Here is a 16,451-nt window from a genome sequence, read left to right on the forward strand (position 1 = left end):
ATAAGTTAATAGTTGGGATTCAATCCAGTCAAGCAAAACTTTCCATTATATCATAAAATTATTTTGCAAGAGGTCTATTGAACCGGAGGAATGTTGAGAAGTTATTTTATTAAAAACGAAATGAAATGATTCAATCTTCAAGAGAATTTTTAATAAAGCTCTCAGTGTTAGCTTCTGCTCTCTATATGCTCTAATAAGAGATAGAACCATTGGCATTTGCTGCTTAACATTCAATAGATTTAAGGCTTCCAAACATTCTTTCAGTTCATTTTCTTCTGTAGTCCATGAATAATTATTGGGGCTTCTTATAGAAGCATAGTAATCAGCGTTGTGTTGAAATTCAATTAACAATGAAAGAGCTGCTTCATCAGAATTAGAAATATGCTTTTTAATTTCACCGAATAACTTTTGCTCAGTAGTATCTGCATATTTTGAAAGCCAATGGTGGTATAAAAATGATGTCATTGCATTGTCTATGCCATAGTCATCAAACTTTTCCAATATCTTGTTCCAGATAATTTTAGCGTTATCTAATGTTTTATTGGAAGACTTAACTTTTTTGAGTAAGAGATTCTTCACTAAATCAGGTGTAGTTAGATCTTTACCTCTAGTATTTAGTGTTTCAAAAATTAAGTAAGCATCATCTTCATTATCTAATTGAATAAAAACCAGCTTCAGTGATAGAATTTTATTTCTTATGGTTTTGAGGCGATCTATTAGAGCCAGCCTACTTTCATCCAATAACTCAAGTTTTGCATCGTTTTCTTTCCATCCTGGAATAAAGGAAAAAAGCTTTTTGTTTATTAATTCAAAGGCATTTTTAAGTTTCAACTCTTCATGTCCTACTGTACAAGTAACCTTTGAGCCTTCAAAGCTTTGGATATGATCTTGTAAATAGGGAAACGAAGTTTCAGAATTGAGAATAAATTCATTTACATTATCTATATTTGCTTTTTCAATATAATTATGAACGCCTCTAGAAAAGTTATCTTCACCAAGTTTACGAAAAGCATTTCGTATAGCAGCGAGCATTAATGTAATGGTTGTTAATCTCTGTTGACCATCTACTATGCCAAAATAGGGTTTTTCTGTTTGATAGACAACCATCGATCCAATAAAATATTGATCGTGATCTTCAATAACAACATCATCCCAAAAATTGCTTACTTCCTCTTCACTCCAAGAATAAGGCCTTTGAAATCTTGGTATTTTGAAATAACCCAGAGAAAAAATATCTCGAACTTCTTTATCATTTGCCTCGATTTTCATTAGCATTTTTTCCCTAAATCGCACTACATAATTCCGATGCCACCGGATTTCATATCTACTACACCCCCACTATACCAGTTTGGTAGCAGCGGACTTGATATGAGTGGTTAGTTGTCATAACAAATACCCAATGCCCCATGCCCCATGCCTAATTATCAAATTAAATCACCCGATAAACAAAACTCAGAGTTGCCCAAACACTCACATCCAAAGCCAAATCATCCGTCGATATCCCCGCTTTCTGCACCCCCGGAATGCTAGCCGCGTGCAAATCTTCGAGTACCGCCCGCGCCACATTTAAAGGATTCAACAACACTCGAATTGGCAGGGCATCCCTCGTTTGCTGCATTTCGGCTTCTATTGCAGCCAGAGTTTGAGCGAAGGGATTCTCACTAAATATAATGAAAGTTTCCGCAAGTCCGATCGCCCCAGATACCGCCCACCCGATCGCCCCAGCCGCCGGCACCGTCACATTCTCCCCAGGAGCGATCGCCCGCGACATTCCCCCCACAGCATCTTTGCCCTCAGCGCCGAGCACGGACAGCCGTCCCGCGCTGTCCGTGCAAAACACCGCAAAGTAAACCGGGCGAACGCTGTCGTTATACAATCTGTAGCAAATTCGGCTGCCTTGTGGTAAACATAGTATATGAGCGCTTGCCGATTTCTCACTTTCCCCGCTCAGCGGTTCCAGCCGATAATCACCGCCGGCGCGCACCGGCTCTCGCTGCGCCACGGCCCGCGCTTGCGGTGCGAGAGTTGCCAGCTCCGCCCGCACCTTCAGGCGCGAAGAGCCCTCATTGATAGTCAGCCGCAGCAACTTCCCAGCCTGCAGCGCTTTCAACTGCGGAGTCAAGCGCTGCACCGCCACCTTAACTGCTTCTCCCCCATCGCCCTCAGTATCGGGAATCAGCATTTGAGCCAAAGAAAACAAACCGTAACGGCTTGGATACAAAGCAGGCTCGTGAGCCGAGGAAGTTTCGGGTAAAGCCGTTTCCAAGACTCTGGCGAACCGACAGTCAGCCAATTGCTCACTGCCTACCGCCGAAACTTGTGGCACAGTCGCAAAGGCGCTGGTAGCATCCACCCGCTCAATGCGTTCCAAACCCGAGTCCAAAGCTACTGTCAAACCGATGTTTCGCGGCAATACCCGAATTTCTTCCCTCACCACTTCGCCGACTGTTAATTGGCCGAAAGTTTGATCGAACCCGTCTAAAACTTGGGCTTTAGCAGACAGGCCCGTGCGTCCCCGCAGCAAAAGCCTCGCGCCCTCGGAGGAATCCACAGCAAACACAGAACCCCCGGAGCACTCCAAAACCCCTGGCGACAAACCGCCCAGCCATAACTGCACAGTTTTGCCTCCATCTTCCACCGCCGTTACAGCGCCGTCAGATGCAGGGGAATTCAACATTAAATTTGAAAAATTCACCGCCGGCGTGGCTGTTAAATCGTGATTGAGAATTTGCGGTTGCTGCGATAACCCCGCCATTTGCTCGACATTACCCGCAGCGCGACTGAAATTGACGCTGAAGCTGCTAGCGGGAGTTGCCCACCACAAAGTTTGGGTGAGGGCGTAGGTAAATAAACCTGCGGTAAATCCGTTCCACTCTTGTTCGGCGGCGAGTTCGGAATTCGCGCCCGCGGCCAGTACGGTGGCGGCAGGACGGAGATTTGTGCCGGATATGAGGCCTTGGGCGAACGTTAATTCTGCGAGGCTTGGCTCGCCGATGGTGGGGCGGGGGCGGGAGCGAAGGCGAAAGTTGCCATTTTTCGAGAAACCCCGATAGGGGTAGCTGGTGTCGAGGATAGCGATCGCATTTTCTGTCGCGAGCGATCGCATCAACAGCAACAGCGTTTCCTCTAAAATATCGTTTACCGCCCGGTTTGCTAACAACGGCAAAACATCATCCGCCGGCACCAAACTGTTTTGCATTTTTCCGGGAGACTCGGCCAAACTGACTCGGCTACCGCAGCCGCTAAAGTGAAAAACTACCACGTCACCGGGTTTTGCTTGTTCGCTCAAGTGAGTTACAAAAGCCGTCTCGATATTGTCCCTCGTAGCTTGAGCGTCAGTCAAAGTCAAAATGTCCGACGGCACAAACCCAAACCGATATATCAGCAGTTCCCGCTGCAATTCCACATCCGTGACGCAGCCGTGCAGGGGCGAGTCTGGATATTTGTCAACGCCCACCAACAAAGCCAATTTCCTGGCTGTCGGCTGCGCTAAGGCTTGGAGGTAGCGATCGCCCAACGGCAGCCACAGGGCCTCGCTGATGCCGATGGCGGCCAGCACCCGGCCAGCTTGCTGCAAAAATTCCCGCCGCTTGAGTCCCATTTTTAAATAGCTTTGAATTTTTAGTTGTGAATTTTAAGTTAAATTCCCCTCAATAATTTTAGGGGAATTAATTAGATTGTGAGTGTTTAGTATTAAGGGAGTTTTTAAGTTTTAACTTTTGAGCTTTAAGTTTAAAATTTCCCCTTTTAAACTCAAAACTCAAAAGTTAAAACTCTTCAGAATGTCGCCCACACCAAAGTTCAAGATTTAAATCTCGTAACTAAAAATATTCATTGCCTTTGCTAATTCAGCAGCGACTTCCGGCCGGGAAAACTGGGGCGGCGGCAACTTTCCAGCGCGCAGCATTTCCCGCACTTTGGTTCCAGACAAATGCACCCGTTGTTCGGGAGTGCTGGGGCTTGTTTTAGTTGTAGCCATTTGTTCCGTCAGTGTGCAATAGAAAGCGTGCTCGAATTTCATCGGCACAATTCCCAATTCTCCCGGCTCAAATTCGTCAAAAATATATTGGGCATCGTAAGTGCCGTAATAATCGCCAACTCCAGCGTGATCGCGCCCCACGATAAAGTGAGTGCAGCCGTAGTTTTTGCGAATTAAAGCATGAAAAATTGCTTCTCGCGGCCCGGCGTAGCGCATCGCCGCCGGATTAATTGCCAAAATTACGCGATCTTTTGGATAGTATTTTTCTAGCAGAATTTCGTAGCAGCGCATCCGCACATCAGCCGGGATGTCGTCTTCTTTTGTCGTCCCAACTAGCGGGTGCAGAAACAAGCCGTCTACTGTTTCTAAGGCGCATTTTTGGATGTATTCGTGGGCCCGGTGGATGGGGTTTCGGGTTTGGAAACCGACTATGGTTTTCCATCCTTTTTCTTTGAACAGCATTCTCGATTTCGCCGGGTCAATTTGGTATTGGGGAAACCGGGCGTCTAGTTCGCGTTCCAGCAGCCAAACGTCGCCTGCGAGGTTAACGGGCCCGGATTGGTCTACTACTTGAACGCCCGGGTGTTTGAGGTCGTCGGTGCGGTAGACGTTGAGGGCTTCTTCTTCTTTACTGTAGTGATATTTTTCTGCAAGTTCCAAGATGCCGGCAAACTCGCCCGCCGGGGTGTCGAGGCGCACTAAAGTTCCTGCTTTTAGGGGGGCGGCGACTTCTTCTGTTACCGAGAGGGTGATGGGAACCGACCACGGAAGGCCGTTGGAGAGGCGCATTTGTTTGACGACCGATCGATAATCAGCTTCGTTCATGAACCCTTTGAGGGGACTCAGGGCGCCGATGGCGATCATTTGCAGGTCGGAGATCGATCGATCGGAAAGCTGGACTCGCGGCAGGGACTCTGCTTTGTCGAAAAATTCTTGTCTTTGGTCTAGTGTGGCAATGCGGTTGACCAGGATGCCGCCGTGAGGGGCAATGCGGTCTGAATGCTGGCTCATGTCGATTTGAAGTTGTGGGTTTTAGCTGCCAGAGTACATAGTACCAAGTGCGGGCTGTAAATCTACATTTTTTAATTGTTCTGGAGTGATGCAGAATGCTGCTTTGGGGGCACTGTAATTCTTGAACTGTCAACTGGCGCACTCAAAACTCTAAACTTTCCCGTCAATCGATTTTAGATTTTAGATTAAAGAATTGAAGCATTGACCCCACGGATAAATTCGGGGGGCAAGTTTCTCGGATACAGGTTTTTTATTTCTGGACGGATGAATCAGGGGGCTTGTATCCTGGATGCTTTCACGTCAAGTCTGGACTTGAAATTCTTCAGGATCTATTCCCCAATTAACCCAGCTAATCGCTTCTTTAGCCGTTAGCACTTTTGGCGGCACTCGCAAGGCATGAAGGTGTCCCGTACTCGGACAAGTCATCTTTAACAAATAAATTGGCTCTATGTCAATATTATTCTCAATTTTCAACAAAGTATATTCTTGCCAAGTATCCAATTCAGTTGCTTGCAATTCTTGACAAATTCTCGGATAGCCGATCGCCTGAATCAAAACTCGCCGCACTTCGGCATTCTGTTCTGTTAATAGCCATGAAGCTTGCCAAGACTGCGGCGGAACTTGACCGATTATTTCCGGCAGTCGGACGCCACGATAAGAGTATACACTGAACTTGTCAGCAAATTCAACCGCTGGTTGACCTTCTGCGTGGAGCAAATATTCGCTATCAAAATGAAGTTGGATCGGGCGATCGCACACAAAGCATTTTTTCTCAAACGGGTAAATCCAGCCGCACTTTTCCACTAAAGATTTAAAGGCTGAGTATAAAGGGCGATCGTACTCCAAATTTAACACGCCAATACAAAAATCCACCCAACTTCCGTGACAGGCTGACAGTTCGGAAACTATGCTGTTATTATGATAAGCCTGATCGATCAGGAATCTCTGAAATCTCCCGCCCAACTTCCTTGCTAATTTGACGTAAACTTCGTCTTTAACATGAAGGTGCAGTTGATTCATCAGTTGAGCGTACAGCGGATTATAGAGTTGGCTGTAAATCTTATTTTCTAATTTCCTGTCCAGTTGACTTCTTAATATATCGTACAATTCATTATGAATTTTGTTTCTGATTTCGCTGGCCATTCCCAGACCAGAATCGCGTATCCTTAGCGGTTCAATTGCTTGCAAAGCTATGTAAGGGCTGTCACAGAAAATAATTTCCGGTTCAGAACAGCCGATGATGTTGTAGGCGGTGTTGATGGCCGCTATCGCTTGCGGGCGATCGATCTGTGCGATCGAAAGTCCAATTTGTCGCCACTTCTCGCGATAGATCGGAATTAGCGCTATTTGTTCGGGAGTAATTGCGATCATTGGTACAGCTAGATTATTTAATTTGCGATCACACTTTTTCGCTCTCGCGTCGGCTAAAAAAATATCATTAAGTTTGTAATAACAACGGAATTTTCCTACAAACCTATTTTATTAAATTCGTCAAATTATTGGTACAAATTAACGATTGTTTGTAAAACACCTAAAATCATAGGAACATTATCGAGACAATAAACATCAACATCAATAATTAAATTATTTCCTTCTAATTTAAGAAACCGCCAGACAACGCCAGTAGTTACGCCGCCATATATTGCAGGTATGGAATTGTGTTCGCGTTCGTTAAATAGCTGAGCTGCTACCATTTGTGCTGCACACTGTGGCAGACAAGATTCTATTTCTCCGCCTTTCGTTTCTCTCAATGCAAAAACAGGAACTTTAATTTCAAAATCCAACGGAACAGAAGACATTAGAAAGTCGCATTCCCCATTCAATCCCAGCTCAGCATCTACATCAAATGACCAACCAGAAAAAAGAGAAAATTGTCTGTTGTTCCTTTCTCTTAATTCTAACAGAATAGGAGAAATAATCCGTTCCGAACGTTCTTTTGCAGTTGTAACAGCAGTGTTAGAACTAATTTCGATTGCTCTCCAAAGCCATTCGGATGGTTCTACAGGAACAACCTTGGCACTCAAAATAGGACTGAGTGATAGCTCCAATCCAAATCGCTCTTCTAATTGTTGGAAAGTAAAGGATTTGTAAGACATATTTCTGTAATCAGTCGGTGAAAATAAAGATTACTTCGAGATATAAAGCGAGTTGAGAAATGCTAAACTCGCTTGTATAGCCACTCTTGCAGGATTTTGTCAACCTCTCTTTTCTTCCTTCCTCTCTATTACCTCGGACTTCGGCATCGATCCGTTAGTTAAATCCGTTACAGAATCCGTTGCCGAACTTCCTTCTAAACATTTAACCACTCAAGGAGTACCCTGGGCGCCGGCAACAAAATCATTAACAAAAGCCCGATCGCCATTAGCCCCAAAAAATCCCGTCGATTATCCAATTCACTGACATCATTCAGCGCCGGTTCGTCGTTTAGTGGCGTGAAAAACAAAATAATTGCCCACAGCAGCAAACCCTGTTCCAAAAAAGAAAGCAGCAGCATACAAAGTCTAGCAACTTGCCCGATAGCCATACTCGCTCGCTGGCCGAACATCGCGTGTACAATGTGCCCGCCGTCGAGTTGCCCCACCGGCATCAAATTAAACGCCGTCACGATCAAACCCAAATAACCAGCCACCGCTACCGGATGCAAATTTATCGCAGTTTCCGCATTTAAAGCACCACCCAAAGTTAACTTGCTCAACAAAGTCATCAGCAGGGAAAAACTGGGTTTGAAAGACTCAAAATTTAACATTCCCGACTTGTCAGACAGCGGTACAATAGTCGAATGATTCAAACCCCAAATTAATAATGGCACTGTCGCCACTAAACCCGCAAGGGGGCCGGCAATGCTAACATCAAATAAAGCTCGGCGGTTGGGAATTGGACTCCGTATTTGAATGAAAGCCCCAAAAGTTCCTAAGAAAAAAGGAATCGGGATAAAATAAGGCAAAGTCGTGCGAATTTGGTAGAATCTGGCAGCTAAATAGTGGCCGGATTCGTGAATTGCTAAAATTGTAATTAGAGAAAGCGAGTAAGCCAAACCCTGGAGCAATATTGATGGGTTGGACTGCAAAGCTTGTTCAGTAACTCCGGCAATTCGGGTCCCAACAAGGGTAGTCGTAAACACCGTGATCAGCAGCAAAGCTAAGGCGAAAAATGGCCGAGTTACCGATTCGGTTTTGACAGGAATTTCCCCTGATTGGTGGCTGGGATTGGGAACTATAGCAAAAAAAGGTTGACCGCTCAAGCTGTTTTGAAATACTACTAAAAAGCGATCGCCAAAAAGCCTCTCCACATTCTCCCGAATTGCCTGATAAGCCGCCTCCGGGTTCGTCCGCAACTGTCCGCGACAAATTACAGCCTGCGGCCGAAATTCCAAATCTCGCAAAAAGTAAATTGACCAAGGAAAACAATCGCGCAAACTCGCTTCTTCCGCTGCATTGATCGGGCGCACGGGCGGTTTTGGCTTTATAGGTTCAGTCGCTTCTGCTGCTAGCTGCTCAGCAGTTTCGGCGGTAATTTTCTTGCGCCCCAACTGTACCAAAAACCAATACAAAAAAGGGCAAACCAGAAAAGGTATAATTACCAACTCCGGCGGTACAGTTTTGCTGGTACCGTAAACTAAAATCCAACCACTCCAAATCAGCGCCGGCGCCATCATTACCAGCCACAGCAGCCATATCGGAGTCCTGGTGATGCGGCTGGTGCCGTTCTGCAACAAGTAGTACGAGATCAGCCCCAATACGAACAACCATAGTAAAAAGAACATAATATTTATCCCATTCCCTTCTGAAATACTTCCTTGAAACAACAGAGTTTAGTCTCCAAACAACCCAGGCCCGTGCTCGACAATATCCTTGCTTTCCCGCCTAACCGGGAAACTCTGGGTGCAACAGCCTATTTCATTGTAGAAAACCAAACTAACATCCTGGTGGATTGTCCCGCTTGGGATGAGATTAACCAAACATTTTTGCGGGAACACGGCGGCGTGCGACTGCTGTTTCTCACCCACCGTGGCGCTATCGCCAAGGCGCGGGAGATTCAGGAAGCCACGGGGTGCGAGATCCTGATTCAAGAGCAGGAAGCTTATTTACTGCCGGGTTTGAAGGTGACGGTTTTTGAGCGAGAATTTGTTGTGAGCGATCGAATGAAAGCATTTTGGACTCCTGGCCATTCTCCTGGTTCCTCTTGCCTTTATCATAGTGGCAGCGGTGGAGTGCTGTTTTCGGGTAGGCACTTGCTCCCCAACCGAGAAGCCGCCCCAGTACCGCTGTGGACGCCAAAAACTTTTCACTGGCCTAGGCAAATTAACAGCGTGAAGTCAATTATTGATCGATTTTCGCCGGAAACTTTACAGTATATTTGTCCCGGTGCAAATACTGGTTTTTTGCGGGGAAAAGGATCGATCGATCGAGCTTTTGAGCAATTAGCCAATCTGGATTTAGCTGTTTGTTTGCAGTCAAAACCTGAACCCTAAATGTATGCTGCAACATCAAAAAATGATCTGACGCGCTAATTATAGCGGTAAGGTGCGCCTAGCGCACCCTACATTATCCTTCAGTCTCTTAGAGATAAATTTCGTTGGTGAAGTAGCGGTTTCAACCGCCGATTCTTACCGTGGAAAAAACTGTGGAAAAAACCGAAAACCAAAAAATGCTCGCCGGCGAATTGTATTTAGCTGCTGATGAGCAATTAATTTTAGAGCGCCAGCGAGCCCGCCGCCTCGCCAGAACCTACAATTCTACCCGCGAAGACGAACCAGACAAACGGTTAGAAATTCTCGCAGAATGGTTCGGTGCAGTTGGGTCAAAAGTTGAAATCGAGCCACCTTTCTACTGCGACTACGGCAGCAATATTTATGCGGGAAACGGATTGTATATGAATTTTGGCTGCGTGATTCTCGACTGCAATCGAGTTAACATTGGCGAGAATTTACTGTGCGGGCCCAACGTACAAATTTACACAGCTTTTCACCCCACAGATCCGGAAATGAGGCTTGCTGGTTTAGAACTCGCCGCTGAAATTAATATTGGCAATAATGTTTGGATTGGCGGCGGCAGTATTATTTGTCCAGGAGTCACTATTGGCGACAATAGCACGATCGGCGCAGGCAGTGTTGTTGTCAAAGATATTCCCGCAAACGTCGTGGCGGCGGGGAATCCTTGCCGCATCATCCGGCATCTACCTTGATGTGGTACGATCGACACAATCGTGCGATCGGCTCCTTGGAGCTTAACTCAACAATTTTAGGTATTAGAACAGCCAGTTTGAGATTTTCCACGTAAAATCCCCGAAAAAAACCGTGCAATAAATCTAAAATCTAAAATCTAAAATCGCTTAATATCAAATCCGTTAGCATCGGAATAGTAAATTCGAGTTGACTGTTGACTGTTCACTGCGTCAACAGTCAACAGTCAACATCATTCCGGTATAACCGGAAATGATATAATTTCTCGTTCCCGGTTTCCACACTACCAAGCTTTTCTTATGACGACTGCAACAGTTTATCCCAACGCTCCTGATCTCGGCACCGACGACTACATAGCAGTCGGTGTAGCTACCTGTTTCATCAAAGAAGAAGGTGAAGTTTTTGAAGTGCAAGTAATCGAAGCTATTCCCTCAGCAGCTTTAGAAGCAATTTTGAAGGGAATTCCCACATCCTATTTAATGATTTGCGGGACGACTTTGGGAGCAGTGCTCGACGGCGAAACACCCAAAAGGTTGCCAGAATTCCCGACATCAGCTCAGTTTAGCGAAGAATTTGGCTTTCGGGCGATCGCCGCTGCCCGCACTTACAAAATCCGCCCCCAAGCTCAACTTCACATTCCCTTGGGAACAGTTCGCAACGACTTTACTTATTCCTTAGAACGCAAAAGAGTGCTCAACTCCGAGCGTATCATTCGCACTGAAGACAATGTGAAACAGCACGAACACACTCACAAGGTTCTTTAAACAAATCGCGCAACTGGGGCAATTTAACAGTGCCTCAGCCCGCGGATGCACCGAAAATAGTTTCGAGTTTTGAGATGTAATATGAATTCCGGTTGCACTCCTCGATATGATTCTTGACTGTTGACTAAAATTATGCTTTCGGGCTAACTGACTGTTTGGATTTTTGAACAATACCGATGCAGCCGGAAAGGATGTAAATTAAAGATTTAACAAATTTTTAGTTCATTAAGGAAGGAAAAGTTTTAATATTCCGTTATTAAGACAAACACCAAACATCTCAATGTAGGGTTCGCACTGCTCACATCACCTAATTAACATAAATTATTAACGACTGTTAAAAAAAATCTTAAGTTGTTAATGAAAAGTTTTAATGGCTCAAAAATGTGGTAGGATATTATTCCAGTTTAACAAAGTGAGCCGCTCGGCGGGAAAAAATTAAAAAATCCCCGCAATTATTGAATGCTAGTAGTTTAAGACTACTAGCAGGCGGGCGAGTAGATCGCAGGTGAGCTAAGGATTTCAATCTCACAAATTGGTCAAACCATGCGAAGCTTGGCGAGAGTAAAGTGGTGGAAATTAACTCGACTATTGCCAGCAGAATTAAAGGGCGAATACCATCTTCGGTACCAAACTGCGCTCTTAATTTTGGGCGGAACAATTCTGGCAGCTAGCATCATTGGTTGTATCGGCTATCAAAGCGTTCGCCGCTTGATTATCACCAAAAGCGAGCGAAATGCTTTGTTAGAAGTTAGGGATCGCGCCAACAAGATTGATCGCTGGCTCGGTACTAGAAAGGCTGAGATCGAAATCCTCGCCAACACTCCTCCGGTTCGTTCGATGAATTGGTCAGTGGCAGAGCCTTACTTAAAATCGGAAGTAAATCGACTGCAAGAATTCCAGCACTTCGCATTAATTGATCCCGACGGTTCTTATTTCACCACAAAAGTGGGCAGAGCGTTGATTAATGTTAGCGACCGCCAACACTTTAAAAAGGCGATGGCTGGGGAAGTCTATGTTTCAGATCCTACCATTTCTCGCACGCTCAAAGGACAAAGTATTGTTCCCATTTCGGCTCCGGTGTGGTCAAATTTGGCAAATTCTATTGATAAAACCGCCGAAAAGCCGATCGGAGTAATGAACGGCGTCATTGGGATCGACCGAATTGCCCAAGTAGTAGGAAAGCTGGAATATGGGGCAGGAACTTACGCTTTTGTTCTGAATTCTCAAGGAGTGCCGATTGTGCATCCCGACGCTCGGTTAATCGGAAATACCGACAAGCCGGCTCCGAGTCTTTTAGAGTCCGCAGATGCTAATTTGGCGAATGTAGCCCGGGAGATGGTTTATCAAAAAACGGGCCTTGTCCTGACTAAAATCAACGACGCCAAAGTTTATGTTGCCTATCTTCCTTTAGAACAAGCTGAATGGTCGATCGCCCTCGTAATTCCCCGCGACAATCTCGAAAAAGAATTGCTCCCCTTAAATATACTTGCAGCAGCCGTCACCGTACTTGCCCTCGCAGCTATTTTCGCAGCAATTGTGGCGCTCAAGCTGTTTGCCCTCAACTGCATTCGCACTCGCACAGAAGCGCTTCTCCACCGCTTGACTGGTCGCATTCGCGCTTGCTTGCACCTCGATCGCATCCTCCAAACTACAGTAGACGAACTCGGTACTTTACTGAAGCTCGATCGAGCAATTTTCGCATGGTACGACCCCCGACAAGATACTTTAGAATTTGGCTGGGAATATTGCCGGGAAGGTTTGCCGACGCGCTTGGGAATCTTTGGTGTTCCAGGAGGGCCCTCTGGAGATTTAGCTGCACGGCTTCACCGCTGCGAAACGATACTGCTACATAAAACCGCCGCCCCTGATGCCACAGCGTCTGAGGAACACGCCCATATCGAACTTACAAATAGTCACTACGCAGCAGTACCCGTACTAACTCAGAATCATCGGCTTGGATATCTGTTCGCCTGTGCAAACCGCCGGTTTGCGACTCCCGACGAGGTAGAAGTTTTGGAAGCAATTGCAGACTCGCTGGCGATCGCAATTTCCCAATCCCAACTCCACGGGCAAATTCAAGAAGAACTCAAACTTTTGGAAGAAGTATTAGCCAAACTCAGAATAACCGAAGAGCATTTAGTACACAGCGAAAAAATTACAATGGTTGGTCAACTAGCCACTGAAGTGGCCCAGGAAATTAATAACCCGATTAACTTTATTTACGGCCGCCTGATTCACCTCAACGATTATATCAAAGATTTGCTTAGTATAATTAGCCTCTATCGAGAACAATATCCCGAACCTGTGCCACCAATTGCAAAAAAAATAGAGACTTGCGACCTAGATTTTATCAGCCAAGAGTTGCCACAAATCCTCAATTTTTTGAAAAGAGGAGCCGATGGCATTCGCCAGATAGTCCTGGCTTTGAGGAAATTTTCACTTCCTGACGAAGCCAACAAAGAACACGCCAACGTTAATGAGAGCATCGACAATATTTTGCTGTTGCTGGCTCACAGATTGGAGCAAAAAATATTAGTAGTCAAGGAGTACCACAACCTGCCGCCTATTTTGTGTTATCCCGGTCAACTGAGCCAGGTATTCGCCAGTCTCATCATCAATGCTATAGATGCAGTTAAAAGTATTGAAAACTCGGCGCAAATTATTACAATCAAAACCGATATTGTCGAGGAGTATACAGGCAGATTTATTGTTGTATCGATCGCCCACAATGGCTCTATAATTCCGCCGGAAATTCAACACAGAATATTTGAGGAGTTTGGCCTTACTAAATCATTTAAAAATTTTACAGGATTGGAGTTGTCGGTTTGCTATAAAATTATTGTAGAATTGCACGGCGGCCGCCTTACAGTTGAATCTCCAGTGCAATCTCAAATTACATCTCAAACTGGGGGCGGTGCTGAGTTTATGGTAAAATTGCCGATCGTTTGATATCGCATCTTGCCACCAGGGAAACCCGTCGCAAATCTTGCTAGCAAGCTGCGCGAAAAGCTTAATTTCGGTTTGTACTGAGGACTTGAGTCGTCAGAAAACAGAGGGTTGAAGTCCTCACTACAAACCTACTGATCATTTGTTAACCCAAATTCCTATAGCAATCCTTGCAGGAGTCATAAATTTTTTACCCCACCCCAACCCTCCCCTTGCCAAGGGGAGGGAGTAAGAAATTCACAAATGATTTAGGATTGCTATATGATAGGATTAGGGAAATAATAAAGGTGCAACCACAGCAAACAACCAACCTCCCATTACCAAGACTTCCGCAACAATTAATAAAATATTTCTGTTCCTTTTCAAATTAAGCATTTTCACATTAAGATCGATCGACTAAAGAGCGAATTTTCTTCCACCAAGCAGCCGGCGAATCTTCTGGGCGATATGTGGCATCAAACATCGACAAAATTAGCGGCAAACTCCCTACCTTCGCACTCATCAACAAGTGCATTGCCAGACAAAATACCAATACCACCCAACCAGAAGCGTGTAAATAATACCAAACCTGCGTCAATTCCCCAGCCGGCAGCCATTCTTCCTTAACCATACTGCCAGAAGCGATCGCCCAAGTCAGTGCCAGCAACATCAACGTATTCACAATCCGGTGCAAACTGTACCACCAAATCGGTTTTCCCAATTGCGTTAGTTTCTCAAAAGAATCCGGCTGCACCAAGCGTTTTTGACCTGCGTGGAAACTGTACAATGCAAAAGCCGGCATTATTCCTAACAGCAACATCTTGCCAAAAGTGCCGTGAATCCCGATAATATCTGCAATCTGAGGCACGGGGACTTTGCCAAACCGCCCATCGTAGGTGTTGTAAACCAGAAATGCGGTCAAAATTGCTAAAAGAGCGATCGCAGCGTTAACCCCGTGCAGTAACCTGAGCAGCAATGGCTGGTACGGTCTAGATTGCGGCATAGTCGATTCTGCTACTTGATAAATAATCTTTTACAGAATATAGCTAAGCGCCGATTTTTTCAACCCTTGCCAATTGTGAAACCAATATGATTAAAAAATGAATTGAATATGATAAAACGGCAATTATGTCAAATTTTAGTGTAAAGTAAAACAGTCAAGAGGAATACTTTACCTATAATATCTAACACTTTACAAAAATGGATGCAGCCACTACCATATTACTTTCCTTGGGACTAGCAGCAGATGCTTTTGCGGTTGCTGTTTCTAGCGGTTTAGCAATCAAACACATGAAGGTGAATAAAGCTTTAAAAATTGCCTTATTTTTCGGAGGTTTTCAAGCTGTAATGCCCGTAATAGGATGGTTGATCGGTCTTAGTTTTAGTTTTTTGATCACACCGATCGACCATTGGATAGCTTTTGGGCTGTTGAGTTTCATTGGCGGGAGAATGATTTATGAATCGCTGCAAAGCGAAGAATGCGAGAAAAAGTTTAATCCCTTAGATACGGGGACTTTGATAACGCTGTCGGTGGCGACGAGTATCGATGCCCTCGCAGTAGGCCTCGGATTTGCTGTCCTGAAAGATTCTATTGCTCTTGCGGTGACTGCGATCGGATTTATTACTTTCTTTTTAGCCTTTGCAGGGGTGTTTATCGGGCACAAGTGCGGCAACTTGTTTGCTAATAAAATTGAGATATTGGGCGGAGCAATTTTGATTTTCATTGGCAGCCGAATCTTGTTTATGCACTTGACAGAAGTGCCATTAGTTATGGGTCAGTAGTCAGTTGGCAGTTGTTAGTGGGCAGTGGGCAGTTGTCATTAGTCAGTAGTCATTGGTAATTGGGAAAAAAGTAATTGGGAATTTTCCCAAATCACAACTAACAACTGACAACTAACAACTGACAACTGACCCAAAAATGCTATAACAGCAATATTGTGTTAAAGGATAAAAATTTCGTGCTGAAACTTTACGGCGGAGCCCGCAGCAGGGCCTCAATTGTCCAGTGGTATCTAGAAGAAATAGCGGTTCCCTACGAATTCGTGATGCTGGATATGCAAGCAGGGGCACACTTGCAGCCAGAGTATCTCGAAATTAACCCGATCGGCAAAGTACCCGCGATCGCCGACGGAGATTTTAAACTTTGGGAATCCGGCGCAATTCTGCTGTATTTAGCTCAAAAACATGGTAAAATGCCAGACACTTTGGAGCAGCAAGCTCAAATCGTGCAGTGGGTCACGTTTGCTAACGCCACCCTGGGGCCGGGAATATTTACAGAAGCAACTCGCGATCGCGAAACTCCCAAGTTGTTAAAACCGTTAAATGAAATCTTCGAGAAACAGCCGTTTTTAATGGGCGATGAATTTGGCGTAGCCGACGCAGCAGTCGGGTCAATGTTGGCCTACATTCCGATGATGCTAAAACTAGACCTTAGTGCTTATCCGGCTGTTGTAGATTACATCAAGCGGATCTCAGAAAGGCCGGCATTCAAAAGTGCGATCGGCGGTAGCTAAAGCCAGAAAGAAGAACGAAACAAAACTTAATAGCTAAAAGCAGGGGCAATTTGTGAATTGCCCCTGCTTTTGATGAA

13 protein-coding genes are annotated in these 16,451 nt (G+C 45.2%); 6 read left to right on the forward strand and 7 right to left on the reverse strand.

Going from position 1 to position 16,451, the window contains the following annotated elements:
- Positions 1-45: 45 nt before the first annotated feature.
- The 6 genes from QUA70_RS22370 to QUA70_RS22395 all read right to left on the reverse strand — a co-directional run bounded on the left by QUA70_RS22370 (position 46) and on the right by QUA70_RS22395 (position 8,753).
- Complete coding sequence (locus QUA70_RS22370; RefSeq protein WP_333350037.1) at positions 46-1,269, reverse strand: DUF262 domain-containing protein; 1,224 nt, start codon at positions 1,267-1,269, stop codon at positions 46-48.
- 160 nt (positions 1,270-1,429) lie between these two features.
- Positions 1,430-3,601 carry a caspase family protein gene (locus QUA70_RS22375; RefSeq protein WP_333350035.1) on the reverse strand — a complete coding sequence of 724 codons (2,172 nt, stop codon included), beginning with the start codon at positions 3,599-3,601 and terminating at the stop codon, positions 1,430-1,432.
- Positions 3,602-3,808: 207 nt separating this feature from the next.
- Positions 3,809-4,990, reverse strand: coding sequence for a sulfate adenylyltransferase (gene sat / locus QUA70_RS22380; protein ID WP_333350033.1), 1,182 nt, complete (start codon positions 4,988-4,990; stop codon positions 3,809-3,811).
- 300 nt (positions 4,991-5,290) lie between these two features.
- On the reverse strand, positions 5,291-6,361 hold the full coding sequence (locus tag QUA70_RS22385; protein ID WP_333350031.1) for a DUF6745 domain-containing protein: 1,071 nt from the start codon (positions 6,359-6,361) through the stop codon (positions 5,291-5,293).
- A gap of 125 nt (positions 6,362-6,486) precedes the next feature.
- A complete protein-coding gene (locus QUA70_RS22390; protein ID WP_333335569.1) occupies positions 6,487-7,086 on the reverse strand; it encodes a hypothetical protein in 600 nt (199 codons plus the stop codon).
- A gap of 194 nt (positions 7,087-7,280) precedes the next feature.
- A complete protein-coding gene (locus QUA70_RS22395; protein ID WP_333350029.1) occupies positions 7,281-8,753 on the reverse strand; it encodes a site-2 protease family protein in 1,473 nt (490 codons plus the stop codon).
- Positions 8,754-8,786: 33 nt separating this feature from the next.
- On the opposite strand from QUA70_RS22395, the gene QUA70_RS22400 reads away from it, so the two are divergent.
- The 4 genes from QUA70_RS22400 (at position 8,787) to QUA70_RS22415 (ending at position 13,885) form a co-directional block, all read left to right on the forward strand.
- On the forward strand, positions 8,787-9,461 hold the full coding sequence (locus QUA70_RS22400) for an MBL fold metallo-hydrolase (protein WP_333350027.1): 675 nt from the start codon (positions 8,787-8,789) through the stop codon (positions 9,459-9,461).
- A gap of 152 nt (positions 9,462-9,613) precedes the next feature.
- Entirely contained in the window at positions 9,614-10,174 is a 561-nt protein-coding gene (locus QUA70_RS22405; RefSeq protein ID WP_333350025.1) for a sugar O-acetyltransferase, read from the forward strand.
- A 297-nt stretch (positions 10,175-10,471) separates the two neighbouring features.
- Positions 10,472-10,936, forward strand: a complete 465-nt coding sequence (locus tag QUA70_RS22410) for a hypothetical protein (RefSeq protein WP_333350023.1) — start codon at positions 10,472-10,474, stop codon at positions 10,934-10,936.
- A 588-nt stretch (positions 10,937-11,524) separates the two neighbouring features.
- Positions 11,525-13,885: a cache domain-containing protein gene (locus tag QUA70_RS22415; protein ID WP_333350021.1), complete on the forward strand. Its 2,361-nt coding sequence runs from the start codon at positions 11,525-11,527 to the stop codon at positions 13,883-13,885.
- 379 nt (positions 13,886-14,264) lie between these two features.
- Here QUA70_RS22415 and QUA70_RS22420 read toward each other — a convergent pair whose 3' ends face one another.
- Complete coding sequence (locus QUA70_RS22420; RefSeq protein ID WP_333335550.1) at positions 14,265-14,864, reverse strand: cytochrome b/b6 domain-containing protein; 600 nt, start codon at positions 14,862-14,864, stop codon at positions 14,265-14,267.
- A gap of 197 nt (positions 14,865-15,061) precedes the next feature.
- On the opposite strand from QUA70_RS22420, the gene QUA70_RS22425 reads away from it, so the two are divergent.
- Together QUA70_RS22425 and QUA70_RS22430 are read left to right on the forward strand one after the other, a co-directional pair.
- Positions 15,062-15,643: a manganese efflux pump MntP family protein gene (locus tag QUA70_RS22425; protein WP_333335548.1), complete on the forward strand. Its 582-nt coding sequence runs from the start codon at positions 15,062-15,064 to the stop codon at positions 15,641-15,643.
- Positions 15,644-15,819: 176 nt separating this feature from the next.
- Positions 15,820-16,374: a glutathione S-transferase family protein gene (locus QUA70_RS22430; protein WP_333350045.1), complete on the forward strand. Its 555-nt coding sequence runs from the start codon at positions 15,820-15,822 to the stop codon at positions 16,372-16,374.
- Positions 16,375-16,451: the final 77 nt, after the last annotated feature.

The organism is Microcoleus sp. LAD1_D5, assembly GCF_036702115.1.
GTDB lineage: Bacteria > Cyanobacteriota > Cyanobacteriia > Cyanobacteriales > Microcoleaceae > Microcoleus.

Excerpts from the sequence above, each read along its gene's own strand:
- QUA70_RS22395 (WP_333350029.1), bottom strand. The coding sequence starts at position 8,753 with ATGTTCTTTTTACTATGGTTGTTCGTATTGGGGCTGATCTCGTACTAC.
- QUA70_RS22390 (WP_333335569.1), bottom strand. The coding sequence starts at position 7,086 with ATGTCTTACAAATCCTTTACTTTCCAACAATTAGAAGAGCGATTTGGA.
- QUA70_RS22425 (WP_333335548.1), top strand. The coding sequence starts at position 15,062 with ATGGATGCAGCCACTACCATATTACTTTCCTTGGGACTAGCAGCAGAT.
- QUA70_RS22385 (WP_333350031.1), bottom strand. The coding sequence starts at position 6,361 with ATGATCGCAATTACTCCCGAACAAATAGCGCTAATTCCGATCTATCGC.
- QUA70_RS22410 (WP_333350023.1), top strand. The coding sequence starts at position 10,472 with ATGACGACTGCAACAGTTTATCCCAACGCTCCTGATCTCGGCACCGAC.
- QUA70_RS22370 (WP_333350037.1), bottom strand. The coding sequence starts at position 1,269 with ATGAAAATCGAGGCAAATGATAAAGAAGTTCGAGATATTTTTTCTCTG.
- sat (WP_333350033.1), bottom strand. The coding sequence starts at position 4,990 with ATGAGCCAGCATTCAGACCGCATTGCCCCTCACGGCGGCATCCTGGTC.
- QUA70_RS22375 (WP_333350035.1), bottom strand. The coding sequence starts at position 3,601 with ATGGGACTCAAGCGGCGGGAATTTTTGCAGCAAGCTGGCCGGGTGCTG.
- QUA70_RS22420 (WP_333335550.1), bottom strand. The coding sequence starts at position 14,864 with ATGCCGCAATCTAGACCGTACCAGCCATTGCTGCTCAGGTTACTGCAC.